Source organism: Brucella lupini (assembly GCF_002252535.1).
In the GTDB taxonomy this organism is placed as follows: domain Bacteria; phylum Pseudomonadota; class Alphaproteobacteria; order Rhizobiales; family Rhizobiaceae; genus Brucella; species Brucella anthropi.
This window is the reverse complement of record NZ_NNRN01000054.1, coordinates 25,864-37,996: the sequence shown is the minus strand read 5'-3', so window position 1 is coordinate 37,996 and position 12,133 is coordinate 25,864. Positions and strand designations below refer to the sequence as shown.

The following is a 12,133-nucleotide window of genomic DNA, read 5'->3' as shown; positions in this document are numbered from 1 at the left end:
CAACTCCCGATTGAATCAGTTATTCGAACCAACTATTCGACTATCTTGAAGTAATATACGTCGATGAACCTTCCCCTGACGTCGTTTTCGACGCGACCCCGAATTTCAATTTTGTTCTTGGTGTTTATTTCTCTTCCGCGCCAGACTTCTCTTTCGATCCGAACTCTCGTTCGTCCAGTGCGATCCTGAAAAACATACTGAGCCCTCCTGACATTGCTTTTGATCGAACCGGTGAGCACCACACGGGTTCCGACCGGCGTCCGGGTAATGGCATCAGCCGTTATTGTATTTCGGGCTTTGAAAGCATCGAGAAATTGTGCACGGGAAACATCAATAGAGCCCAGAGAGAAAAGGCCCAGCATCAACGCAAACTGAATCATATACTGCTTTATCGAGGTCATGGATTTTCACCTCCTCATAGCAATGATTGAATTTCTTCTTCCGTATCAAATAAACTGCTGTCGATGATTAGCTGTATTAGGGGAAGACACAAGACATATTCCCCATGAAATTTCAAAATCGCAAGTACCGGACAGGTAACACCTCAATTTTGAGCACCTGTCACATCAGGCTCAGACCAACCCGTTGCGCAACTTAAAGCGCCGGAAACCGCCGACATTGACGCTACGGCCCCGATTGAGCAACTCGCGCATGATGGGCTCGCGCTGCTGAGCAGGCATATAGTCCAGAATGCGTGCGCAATCATGTTCGAAAAGAAGACCGCGAAGAAGCAGATCACGCTTGATCAGCGGACTATCCATCGTTCTGTGAAACAGCCCAAAACCATAGTGAACCTGACTGCCATTCATGACGATCCCCATCATGTGATTGACCAGGACCTCTCGCCTCACCTGTTCGCCGACAAGCCTGCCCCGGTCGTCAGCGGGCGATGTGTCAACACGTCCCTTCATCGCCTTTGAATATTGGCTGATGGTTGGCGTCAGGTTCATCTCATCGATAGCCGCAGGCTTTGCGTTCCGCTTACCGGAGCGTTTGGAAAGCATTTTACCGGTATAGATCGCGCCAGCCAGAAGCGGCTCAAGTTCATAGCTGCGAAAAGCGCCATTTGGCAGATAGCGAAGATTGGATACGATATCCGGCATCGCCATTTTGTCGAGTTTGAGAGCCAGCTTGTCAGTGGAGTACAGCACATCGATGTTGTAACCGCAGCGCACGAAGCATTCTGACAGAGCCACCTCACCCTTTCTGATGGCATGAGGTCTGATATCGTATGGGCGATATCGCGACCAGAAACGCCGCACCGCAGCATCGTTGAATACTTTGCCGGAAACGCTGAAGGCATAGCTGCCAACATGGTGGATGAATTCGTGATTCTCGTTCGTGCCGACGACATCATACTCACTATCGGCAAGCGATGCGATCATGTTTCGAAGGCCAGCACCGGGAACATACATGATGCTGTCGTTGAAATAGAGCAGTCGCCGGAGTTGCAGCCCTTCAGCAGCAAGAAGCAATGTAGCTGCGCGATAGGCGCCAAAATCGCGGCCGATATTCTGGCGGACGAGAACGCGTTGGGCCACGGCTTTGATTGCGTCATGCTCCGGTTGCGACAGTCTGCCATTGCAAACAACAATGGGATTGATGTTCTGATGACGCAGTTCATTCAGGAGATGCAGAAAATCGGGCGTAACACCAAACTTGTTATACTTGACGACGATTGCATAGAGATCGCCGTTCGGCTGACGTGTTGTTTCATCCGATAGAAATCGCGGCGTTTTTTCCATGAAAATATGCGGCGCCTGAACAAGCTTGGCGCTACGTATATAAGCGCGCACAGCCAACCAGTTCATTGCTTTTCCAATGCGCATTCCTGCCCCCCCGGCTCAATTTCTTTGTGAATAACACTGGGCCTCGCTAAAATAAATGGCTCGGATGCGATATTCAGAGAAGATATAATAAAGGGGGTAGGCTATTCATGGATTTCCGGGAGCTGATCAGAAATGAAGTGGGAAAAAACTCTCGCGGCATAGAAATAGGTGCATCTTATGCTCCGATTTTACCAAAGAGAGACGGCTTCAGGACGCTCGTCATAGACCATACCGACACGCAATCCTTGCGTCTCAAGTATAATAGTATGGGCGTCGACACTTCCAGGCTGGAAACCGTCGATGCAATTGACGATGGCGGCGAGTTCAGCGAGCTGGATCTGACCGGGGATGGGTTTGACTTCATCGTTGCCAGCCATGTTTTCGAGCATCTGACAGACCCCATTCATTTCCTTCAGCGTTGTGAGCGTGCGCTCAAGCCCGGCGGCAAGGTTTATCTTCTCGTGCCGGACCGACGTTATACTTTTGATTATCTGCGTCCGAGCACCACAGCAGGTCATATGCTGGCTGCCTACCTCGCGGAACAAAAGAGACATGGAACAGCTGTCCTCTTCGATCACCATGCCTCCAATGCAACCCGCGGCGGCATACAGGTCTGGATGGAAGGGCATAAGGGCGATTTCGCTTTTGCCGGCACCCCCTCGTCCGGCTACGCGAGCGCGACGAGCAAGAATGACGAATACGTCGATTGCCACGCCTGGGTTTTCACACCCTCAAGTTTCCGTCTCGCCATGCAGGATTTGTACAACGCTGGCGTTCTGGGTCTCAAGGAAGAGCTGTTTCACCCAAGTTTCGGCTGCGAATTCTATGTGGTGATGAGCCGCAATCCATCTGTAACGACGCAGCCGGACAGACTTACCCTTGCACTGAATGCGATCAAGGAAGCAGGCCCGGAGGAACCTTCGTCGGCAGCGGCAACTCCCCGGCAAATTGACATTGCGCCGGGCTATGAAAGCACAGCACCTTCGGCACAGAATGCCATGGACATATTCAAGGGTGGCTGGGTATCGGCCTTTCCTTCAGAGACAGGCCTGCGGGCGGGCACCAATGCCCTGTTTGCGGACCCGAGAATCCTCTGGCTCACCGCACAGTTGAAGGATTGGTTCAAAGGAAAAGACGTCCTCGAGCTGGGGCCCCTGGAAGGTGCCCATACTGCAACCTTGCTTTCAGAAGGTGCTGCATCCGTTACGGCTATTGAGGCAAAACGGGATTCTTATCTTCGCTGTCTGGTAACGAAAGAAGTTCTGCAACTGCACGGCGCATCTTTCCAGCTGGGTAATTTCCTCCCCTATCTGGAAAGAGAGGAAACGCAATGGCCGCTGATCGTCGCCAGCGGCGTGCTGTATCACATGTCGGACCCGATCCGTACGCTCGAGCTTCTTTCCAGCCGTACTGATCGGCTATATCTCTGGACGCATGTTGTCGATCCGGATGCCATGCTTCCCGGTGATCCGCGCCTGGATGCCCTCGGCGATCCGGAATTGCGCGACTGGAACGGACGACTGATCAAGCTCCACAAGCGGCCCTATCTGGAACAAAAGGAAAAGACCTTTTGCGGCGGCATGGAGGCGGAACCTCGCTGGATCAACCGGGAAGATTTGCTCTGGCTTCTGGCCCAGCTCGGCTTTGACGAGATCATTACCGCGCACGATAAGCCCGATGCCGAACATGGACCATCTCTGTCCATCCTGGCTTCGCGCTCCAAAGCGTCTGCTTAGACTGAGCTCTAAAAAACATTGCGCTAGAGCTCCGATCTGACTGGATCAGATCGGCGCTTTAACGCTTTGTTTTAACACGCATCTTTGTCTGAAAATCGCATCACATCGGGTAAACATCATCGCCGAGAGAGGAAAGTGAAACAGGCCAGTCAAGGTTCGTTTCGCCTGTCTTCCTGAAAAAGACCGCTGACATCAAGGCCCCGGTATAGAACTCGCCGAAGCTTGTCGCCAGATTGTGGACTTTCGCCACGATATAAGCGTCACAACCATCAACGGCTTTGATTATTTCAAAGCCCGTTGCGCGATTGAGCAGCGCTTTCCATGAATGGCGCGAGAAGCGGAAGTAATCGCAAGGCTCCTCATGCAGCGGCCAGGTCTGTGGTGCGAGTATGATGCCAATCGCTCCCGGCTTCATCACCCGGTTCATTTCGATGACTGCTTTCCACGGCATCAGCAGGTGTTCAAACACCGCAAATGACATGACGGCGTCGAATTGATTTCTGGGCAGAAAACTGCTCGCTTCGTGGGCATCGCCGACGACGTCGACATTTTCGCCTTCCAGAATATCAAAACCGGTATATTGCCAGGCGGCAGGCAGACGTTCGCGCCACATGGCACCGGTTCGATTGCGAGAGCCGATTTCGAGCATATGCCCGTTTGAGCACTGATGAATCTCATCGAAGAAACGGTTGACCAGCACCAGAACAGGGTCATGCGGATCCGCTGCGGAAAGCGGCTGTTCCAATCTGGACCCATCAGCCAGGCAAACTTCTATCGTAGCATTCAGCATTTGAGCGGTTTCGAGGCCGGTAAAGATTCGCTCATTGAAACGACATGCTGCCGCCGAACGCCCATAGACACGGCTCAGGTCGGGGCTTGGCAGGCTGTGCTGTGAGATTACCAGTTCACGCCCGTCCGGCAGTTTGAGATTCAAACCAAGCACTTTGCTGTTTGCCGCGATGACAAATCCGGAAATATGTACAGCGCCCTGGAAACAGGAATTTCGCTCCACGACACAAAGAGGTGCAGCGCCAGTATTCTTTGGACGCAGGTGAAATACTGGATCGAGCGTCATGATGAATGCAGCCGCCCGACTGATACAGACCCGTTATTGAGCATAGTCACGTGTCCCCCGAGCGATTCCCCACGCCAGATTGCTGTGGCGCCAGCAGTTTTGTCAATCGATCAATATTAGCCATTATCAACAGACCTGCCCCACACAAAACCTTCGGCTCATTCATGGATAGCCGCCGCCGACAATATGACGGCAGATTTAGGCATGGTGCCTGCCAAGACGGCATTTTACCGGATGAAGTGCGGCGGGAGATATGACAGCCTCGACGGTCAAGCGGGAACAGAACAAGACACAGGACGGAAAAGAAAGTGGGCAAGTCGCAATCGGATGTTCGACTGATTGCACCTGATCACTCACGGAGGTTCTGGACCTGCACTGGCTGTTCGTAGGCAGGATCATCGGAAGGTGATGGGGACGACAAATAATGCGGGGGCGGAACTGAAAACGTTGGAACTGGCTCGAAGTGAGCAAAACTATATGCGCGAATTGCGCAGGGAATTTCATAAATACCCTGAGCTTTCCCTGAATGAGCGACGCACTTCTGCACGTATCAGGGAAGAACTTGATGCAATAGGCGTCCCTTATATTTTAGTCGGCGAATTTGGGATTGTGGCAACAATTGCCGGATCGCAAAGCGAACGGGTTATCGCCTTGCGCGCCGACATGGATGCTTTGCCAATCGAAGAAGACAACCCTCACCTGGAGTACAGGTCCGGCACGGCTCGCGTCATGCATGCCTGCGGCCATGATGGACATGTCGCCATGCTGCTGGGAGCGGCGCGCATTCTCATGAAATCTCGCGACCAGCTCCATGGAACAGTCAAGCTATGCTTTCAACAAGCCGAAGAAGTTGGCGAGGGAACAGAGGACATTCTGAAAGAACTCGCAAGGCACCCCGTTGAAAGCGTATTGGGCATTCATCTCTGGTCGGAGCTGGAGACCGGCAAAATCTCCATTGAATCAGGCCCTCGAATGGCTGCCGGGCAATCAATCGATCTGACAATCCATGGCGTGGGCACGCACGGCGCTTACCCCAACAGAGGTATCGACCCTATCATCGCGACTGCAGCGATCATTTTGAATTGCGCTGCACTCGTCAGCCGTGAATTCGATCCTACGGAACCCGTCGCGCTGACTTTTGGAAGTATCTGCGGCGGCAATGCAGATAATGTCATTCCAGACAAGGTCAGCGTCTCGGGCACGATGCGTGCAACGCGCCCTGAGATAATGAATTATCTCGAAGAAGCGTTGAAGCGGACAGTAACAAGCACGGCCGATGCCTATCGCACCCGAGCAGAAATCAGATTCAGCGGCGGTGTTTCAGCAGTCACTAATGATCCGGCATGCAGCAACGTTGCCCGTCGCGCCATTCAGTCTCTCGGCCTGGAAAAAGACTGCACGAGTTTCAACACGGTAATGGCCTCAGAAAACTTTGCCGATTTCCTTAAAGTCTATCCCGGTGCCTTCGCATTCATCGGCGTGCGAAACGAAGAGATCGACGCCGTCCATCCCCACCACCATCCGAAATTCAATATCGATGAAGATGTTCTTTTCAGGGGTGCAGCCCTCTATGCGCAATATTCTATCGAATACTTTCGATCTGAAAATAAAGAAAAACACAGCGGTTAGTATTCTTTCGAACACCTATTTCAATTTCAAACAAAATGGGAGGAAACCATGAAATATTTGAAAACAGCAGCGCTCACACCATCAATAATCGCGATGGCACTCTCTTTAGGAGCGGGCATTGCCCATGGCGAAGAGCCTTTGAAGCTCATCATTGGTACTGAGGGTGCCAATCCGCCGATGAATTATCAATTGGCAGATGGAACGCTTGCCGGTTTCGAGGTTGAAATCGCCAAGGCGCTCTGCGATCAGATGAAGGCGCAATGTGAAATTGTCGCTCAGGATTGGGACGGCGCTATCCCTGCTATCCAATCCGGAAAGTTTGATGCGTTTATCGCTTCCATGTCGATAACCGAGGAACGCAAGAAGCAGGTTGATTTTTCCAATAAGTACTTCAACCCTCCTCCGGGAATGGTGGCATTGAAGGATTCTGACATCAAGGGTGTCACCAAGGACGACCTTGCTGGCAAGACTGTCGGTGTGCAAGGCTCAACGACCCACGCGAACTATGCAGAGGCTTACTTTACCGACAGCACAGTAAAAGCCTATCCGACCTCTCAGGAATTCAAGCTAGACCTGGTGAATGGTCGTCTTGATGCCATTAATGATGACAGTGTGTCGCTGGCTGAGTGGCTCAAAACACCCGAGGGCGCATGCTGCAAGATGATCGGCACCTATCCGCCGGTGGCACAATATCATGGCGCTGGCGTTGGCGCTGCTATCAAGAAAGGACGCCCGGAACTGGTTTCAAAGTTCAACGAAGCGATCAAGGAAATCCGAATCAACGGAAAATATAAGGAAATCAACGATAAGTACTTTGATTTCGATGCTTTCGGAAATGACGGCTAGTTCAGCTTCGGTGGTGGGAGAAGCACCATCAAGTCTGACTTGAGCGCGGATAACCGCCTCTCGAAATCGTGGGCGATGCGCTATGGGCGACCAACGATCCATAGCGCATTGATTTACCGGGTTCGACGCTGGTGACATTTCGCAAAATCATCTTTCGCTCCATTCTCGCCCACGTTAACCGACGGCAACCCGATTGACGTTGATTTCAATGGTTCATTCGAGCTTCGGTATCTTGTTAGAAGTGTACCACAAGCCCCAGTATCGGCCCTTTTTGAACCGCATCATAAACGAAACCATCATGACTATAGTCGATACCAAGCGCGCGATAGCCTGCAACAGCAGATAGATTGTTCCTGAACTGATATCCAAGCGTTCCGGCAATATCCCAATCGATCTTGGCTTGCCCCGCCCCCACGACGCCCCAACCACTGAAGAAAACATCATTTGTCAGGAAGTACTTACCGCGTACTTCGGCAACGGCATCGACCCATGCAGCACTGTCGCGCCCGCTGTGGCCGTCCAATAATCCACCATCAAAAGAGATTTCCGTACTCGCGTACCAGACGCACGCGCCTGCCACCACATCAAGGCGGCTTCTCCCTTCCTCAAAAAGACTGTACCCCCCGCCGAGAAAACCGGAAAACGTCCCAGATTTAATATCAACGCCGTTGCTCAATACTCCGTAAGGGGTCTGACCACCTGTCGATATTATTGTATAAATGATATCGCTGAACAGACTATAGCGATCATAATGCCCTTCAATGACACCCATGAACGAGAAGTCGAGTTCTTTGAAGAGGCTCCCGAAATCAGATTTCATTTTTGCAGGTGGTAACCCAAATTGGCCCGCAGTGCCACCGATACCAGCTGCCCAGAAACATGGGCTTGCACTAAAGCGCCATCCATCCGGTTTGACTTCTTGACTTACAGGCTCTGAGACAGTGGATGCGAACGGAATATCAGCGGCAAAGGCCATATGCTGACTGCCAATCAAAACAGTCAGCGCAATCGCGAAAAATCTATAGTGATGCATTCCCCCCGAAATTCCGCTTCGGTGATCAGTTGAGGGAAAGGGTTGTCATTGCATTTGCTCTGAGAGCGCCTGCTCCTCAACAGTGCAATCGACAGACGGCCTGTTCGCTGATTCCAATTCCTTGCGCGCGGCCTGAACATCAGCAAGGAATTCGGGATTGCTGTGCAGTTTGGCGACTGTCGCGGCCCCCATAATGCGTCCCGCATCGACATCGCTTTGCCAGTGCGCGTTACAGATCACCCGGCTTTGTCCAAACGACAACCCGCGCTTGAACAGATCATCGGCGCGCTTTGGATTGACTTCCGCCAATGTGAGCGACCGTGCCCAAATCCTAGCTTTGCTCAACGATGGGGAAGCCTGGTCGAGTTCGCATTGGCGCTCGCCTTGAACGTGAGCCCACGTACGGTGCAGCGAGCACTCGAAGAGCTTGCTCGCGCTGGCATCGGCCGGCATCTGAAAACTTTTACAATAGCCGACGCCCAGATTCATCGCTTGACCGGCAGACGCCGGATCAGGCTTACTTCAACGCACTGACACCAATGATGGCGGCGGCATAATCGAGGCGGAAATCCACTTAGCGAAACGCCCGAAACTGTTCAGACAAACTGAGCCACTTCTCAAGTACAGTTTTTAGTTTTTTGTAACAGTCCATCACAGTCTAGGAAGCGTCTACTGAGGGGCAAGGAGAGGCCGGCCATCTACCCATTCCAGTCGTTAAAGGCCGAAGATTGCCGATTGGCAATTATGTAATGAGGATGGCAGTGGGAGGTGGAAACCATTCATTCTGTGACCTAAACTAGTTGCGTCCCGCGCGTTTAGACACAATGCAAAGTCGAGAAAATTGTCGAATAATTCTATTGAGCCATGGTGGTCAGCGATAAAAGCGGCGCATTGACTCCTCTTAAAAACTGGCTATAACTATAAATGCAGACTGAAGATTTAAGACCATCTGCAAGGATGGTCTTATTGCGTCTGGAATCCGGATAAGTCCTCTTGCAGATGTCTTAACGACGTTGGGAGGACGCCGTAATGCACGGAAGCAAGATAGCCCTGAGGGGCGTGCCGGATATTATTTCCTACATTGATGCGAATGACGGTATTCGAGGTCGCGCCGGTATCATCTGGTGGCTTGCCCTTGGCGGCCTGTTTCTTGATGCCTTCGCCAATTCGGCACTGAGCGCAGGGCTTGGACCTATGACACGGGATCTGGGGCTGGATGCGGCGCAGGTTGCGCTTATGACGTCTTTCGCCTCGTGGGTATCGATCGCATTCAATCCAATCGGCGGCTGGATCGCCGACCGCTGGGGCCGTATGCGCCCGCTGATCTTCGCAAAGCTCATTGCGCTCATCGGTGCAGTGCTGGTGATGACGGCCCATTCCTATGAAGTCATCCTCATGGGGCGTTTCTTCGTGGGCGCCGCCTACGGTATCGATTTTGCTATCGCTATGGCCGTACTTGCCGAATTTACGCCTGCGCGCCTGCGCAGCCGCCTCAATACGTGGCAGGGCATCTGGTACACCGCCGTTTGTACAAACGTGCTTCTGGCCATGCTGTTCTACAGCTGGGACGTGGGTGACTCGATCTGGCGCTATTCTGTTGCCGCAACGGGTGTGTTCGCCTTCGCCATCATGATTCTTCAGGCGGTATTCATGGTTGAAAGCCCGATCTGGCTCGCCCGCAAGGAACGACTGGAGGATGCCGCCCGTGCAATGACCCGCATCTATCACCGCGATTTTGTTGCCGCCGTGCCCGAAGACCGTTTGCCGGTTCTCAATCAGGCCCGTCGCGGCATCGCCAATGTTGCCCTGATTTTCCGTGGCATCTATCTGCCGCGCACGATTCTTGCCGCAACCGTCCAGATCGGACAGTCGATCCAGTATTTTGCCGTGGGCTGGTACTTGCCGCTCATCAGTGCGGCGCTGTTCGGCAAGGACTTCCTCTACGCCATGATGGGCACGCTGGTGTTCAACGTGTTTGGCATCATCGGTGGCTTCTCTTCGCCAGTCATCGGACGCGTACTCGGCTTGCGCAAGGCTTCCGCCATCGGCTTCGGTGCAGTCTTTGTCATGCTGCTGATCATGGGCCTGTTCCATGACACCATGCCGACCTGGCTTGCGGTGATCGTGCCATCGCTGTTCATCCTGTTCCATTCCGGCGGTCCCGGTGCGAACGGCAAGAGCCTGTCGTCACTCTCGTTCCGCAGCGAACTGCGTGCTGGCGCCAACGGTGTCATCGGTGCGCTCGGTGCCATGGGTGCGGCTCTTGGCCTGCTGGTCTTTCCGATCTTCCGAGAGACCTACGGTCTCGGCACGACATTCCTGATCCTATCGGTCGTTCCACTGATTGCCTGCATCATCTGCTCGATCATTCAGTGGGATCCGACACGCACCAAGATCAGCCCGGATGACGAGCCTAATGCGCCGCAGTTCGAAGGTGACCGGTAATAACGGAGGATAATGTGAACGGACGCAGACAGGCCATTCTGGCAATTGATAAAGGAACGTCCGGAACCAGGGCCGCGCTTGTCGCGGCCGACGGTTCGGTCTCCGCCGTCAATTACACGACGCTTACCGTATCTTCGCCGCGTCATAACGTGGTGGAACAGGACGCCGATGTTCTTTTGCAAAAGACCATCGAAGTATGCGGCAAGACGATCGCCGCAGCGCGGGATGCGGGCGTGGAGATCGCCGCAATGGCAATTGCCACGCAACGCGCAACCGGTGTTCTGTGGGATACCGAGACGGGTCGCGCGCTGGTCCCGGCCATGGTGTGGCAGGATTCACGCTATGCCGAAGAGCTGAAGCCGCTCGGCGCCATATGGGACGCGAAACTCGTGTCGCTTGCCGGGCGTCCGGTTGGCGGACGGGCGATCTATCTGTGGGCGGCGCGCCATATGCAGGAAACGCCTGCTGTGCGCGAGGCGTGGAAAGCGAAAAGACTTGCCTTTGGCACGGTCGACAGCTGGCTGCTGTGGAACCTGTCCGAAGAACGCACAGCCGTCACGACGCCGACCAATGCGACCTCTGCCGGTGCCTATATTCTTGGTGAACATCGCTATTTCACCGATTGGGTGGAAGCGCAGGATTTTCCGCTGGAACTGTTGCCCGAGCTGAAACAGGACGCCGATGATTTCGGTTTTACGCGGCAGGACATTCTGGGTATCCGCGTGCCGATCAAGGCGTCCTGCGGTGATCAGCTCGGCGGTCTGGTCGGCCTTGGCTGTCACGATGCGGGTCAGGCCATGTGCGTGCATGGCACGGGAAGCTTCGTCGATCTGGTGATTGGAAAGCAGACGCCGAAAAATCCCGGCCTCTACGAGGCAACTTTCACCATGGCGGCCTGGCGGAGCGAGAACCTCTCGCATTTCGCGGTCGAGACCTATGCCGCCACAACCGGCTCGGCGCTCAACTGGCTCTGCAATGAAATGCGCTGGTTCGAGAATGCCAGGGAAATCAGCGAACTGGCTGCGACAGTACCGTCTTCCAACGGCCTTTTCTTCATGCCGACCCTGACGGGATTGCGTCAGCCGAACATCGTACCGGATGGCCGGGCATCGCTGACCGGGCTTTCGATGGCCCACAGCCGGGCGCATCTTGCTCATGCCATTCTGGAGGGCATTGCCCATTCGGTTGTTTCCTGCGCAGAGGCAAGCTCTGAAGTGGCTGGCGTTCCGGTGCGGGAAGTGGTGGCAGGCGGGGGGCTTTCGTCCAGCGATACGCTGCTTCAGCTACAGGCTGATCTCAGCGGTGTTCCTGTGCGGCGCATGGCGGATCAGGATCGCGCGAGCCTTCGGGGCACCGCGTTTCTGGCAGGTAGCGACGGATTGCTCTGGAGCGACCTTGCGGAAGCGCGCGCCACGCTGCCCGAAGGCAATCTCTTCATCCCCAAGACCAGCAAAGCGGAAAGACAAGACCGTAGAGCGCGATGGCACTCCCTCACGGATGAGGAAGTCGCACGCGTTCAGTCGGGTCACTATCATTAAAC

At 53.9% G+C, this 12,133-nt stretch carries 10 protein-coding genes and 1 pseudogene; 6 read left to right on the top strand and 5 right to left on the bottom strand.

Annotated features, from left to right (window positions below):
• Window positions 1-32: 32 nt before the first annotated feature.
• Complete coding sequence (locus CES86_RS19065; RefSeq protein ID WP_029925038.1) at window positions 33-401, bottom strand: NirD/YgiW/YdeI family stress tolerance protein; 369 nt, start codon at window positions 399-401, stop codon at window positions 33-35.
• Window positions 402-572: 171 nt separating this feature from the next.
• Window positions 573-1,811 (bottom strand): rhamnan synthesis F family protein, encoded by a 1,239-nt coding sequence (locus CES86_RS19060; RefSeq protein ID WP_235819946.1) that lies wholly within the window; start codon window positions 1,809-1,811, stop codon window positions 573-575.
• Between the two features lie 125 nt (window positions 1,812-1,936).
• Here CES86_RS19060 and CES86_RS19055 point away from each other — a divergent pair, with 125 nt between their 5' ends.
• On the top strand, window positions 1,937-3,565 hold the full coding sequence (locus CES86_RS19055) for a methyltransferase domain-containing protein (protein ID WP_094515096.1): 1,629 nt from the start codon (window positions 1,937-1,939) through the stop codon (window positions 3,563-3,565).
• A gap of 100 nt (window positions 3,566-3,665) precedes the next feature.
• Here the strand turns inward: CES86_RS19055 and CES86_RS19050 are convergent, their stop codons facing one another.
• Window positions 3,666-4,640 carry a methyltransferase domain-containing protein gene (locus tag CES86_RS19050; protein WP_029925041.1) on the bottom strand — a complete coding sequence of 325 codons (975 nt, stop codon included), beginning with the start codon at window positions 4,638-4,640 and terminating at the stop codon, window positions 3,666-3,668.
• A 408-nt stretch (window positions 4,641-5,048) separates the two neighbouring features.
• Here CES86_RS19050 and CES86_RS19045 point away from each other — a divergent pair, with 408 nt between their 5' ends.
• Both CES86_RS19045 and CES86_RS19040 read left to right on the top strand, forming a co-directional pair.
• The gene (locus CES86_RS19045; protein ID WP_235819948.1) at window positions 5,049-6,269 is read left to right on the top strand and encodes a M20 metallopeptidase family protein; all 1,221 of its coding nucleotides are present in this window, start codon (window positions 5,049-5,051) and stop codon (window positions 6,267-6,269) included.
• A 48-nt stretch (window positions 6,270-6,317) separates the two neighbouring features.
• Window positions 6,318-7,115 (top strand): transporter substrate-binding domain-containing protein, encoded by a 798-nt coding sequence (locus CES86_RS19040; protein WP_010661140.1) that lies wholly within the window; start codon window positions 6,318-6,320, stop codon window positions 7,113-7,115.
• Between the two features lie 235 nt (window positions 7,116-7,350).
• Here CES86_RS19040 and CES86_RS19035 read toward each other — a convergent pair whose 3' ends face one another.
• Complete coding sequence (locus tag CES86_RS19035) at window positions 7,351-8,148, bottom strand: hypothetical protein (RefSeq protein ID WP_094515094.1); 798 nt, start codon at window positions 8,146-8,148, stop codon at window positions 7,351-7,353.
• A gap of 45 nt (window positions 8,149-8,193) precedes the next feature.
• Window positions 8,194-8,457, bottom strand: coding sequence for a phosphatase PAP2 family protein (locus CES86_RS19030; protein WP_051517819.1), 264 nt, complete (start codon window positions 8,455-8,457; stop codon window positions 8,194-8,196).
• Between the two features lie 120 nt (window positions 8,458-8,577).
• Between CES86_RS19030 and CES86_RS19025 the strand changes: the two are divergent.
• The 3 genes and pseudogenes from CES86_RS19025 to CES86_RS19010 form a co-directional block, all read left to right on the top strand.
• Window positions 8,578-8,705: pseudogene (locus tag CES86_RS19025) on the top strand (IS3 family transposase); the annotation flags it as partial.
• Between the two features lie 472 nt (window positions 8,706-9,177).
• Window positions 9,178-10,593: an MFS transporter gene (locus tag CES86_RS19015; RefSeq protein WP_029925044.1), complete on the top strand. Its 1,416-nt coding sequence runs from the start codon at window positions 9,178-9,180 to the stop codon at window positions 10,591-10,593.
• A gap of 14 nt (window positions 10,594-10,607) precedes the next feature.
• Entirely contained in the window at window positions 10,608-12,131 is a 1,524-nt protein-coding gene (locus CES86_RS19010; RefSeq protein ID WP_094515093.1) for an FGGY-family carbohydrate kinase, read from the top strand.
• Window positions 12,132-12,133: the final 2 nt, after the last annotated feature.

What these genes read in the sequence shown, in the direction of transcription:
- CES86_RS19065 (WP_029925038.1), bottom strand. Translation starts at nt 401, where the DNA reads ATGACCTCGATAAAGCAGTATATGATTCAGTTTGCGTTGATGCTGGGC.
- CES86_RS19060 (WP_235819946.1), bottom strand. Translation starts at nt 1,811, where the DNA reads ATGAACTGGTTGGCTGTGCGCGCTTATATACGTAGCGCCAAGCTTGTT.
- CES86_RS19055 (WP_094515096.1), top strand. Translation starts at nt 1,937, where the DNA reads ATGGATTTCCGGGAGCTGATCAGAAATGAAGTGGGAAAAAACTCTCGC.
- CES86_RS19050 (WP_029925041.1), bottom strand. Translation starts at nt 4,640, where the DNA reads ATGACGCTCGATCCAGTATTTCACCTGCGTCCAAAGAATACTGGCGCT.
- CES86_RS19045 (WP_235819948.1), top strand. Translation starts at nt 5,049, where the DNA reads ATGGGGACGACAAATAATGCGGGGGCGGAACTGAAAACGTTGGAACTG.
- CES86_RS19040 (WP_010661140.1), top strand. Translation starts at nt 6,318, where the DNA reads ATGAAATATTTGAAAACAGCAGCGCTCACACCATCAATAATCGCGATG.
- CES86_RS19035 (WP_094515094.1), bottom strand. Translation starts at nt 8,148, where the DNA reads ATGCATCACTATAGATTTTTCGCGATTGCGCTGACTGTTTTGATTGGC.
- CES86_RS19015 (WP_029925044.1), top strand. Translation starts at nt 9,178, where the DNA reads ATGCACGGAAGCAAGATAGCCCTGAGGGGCGTGCCGGATATTATTTCC.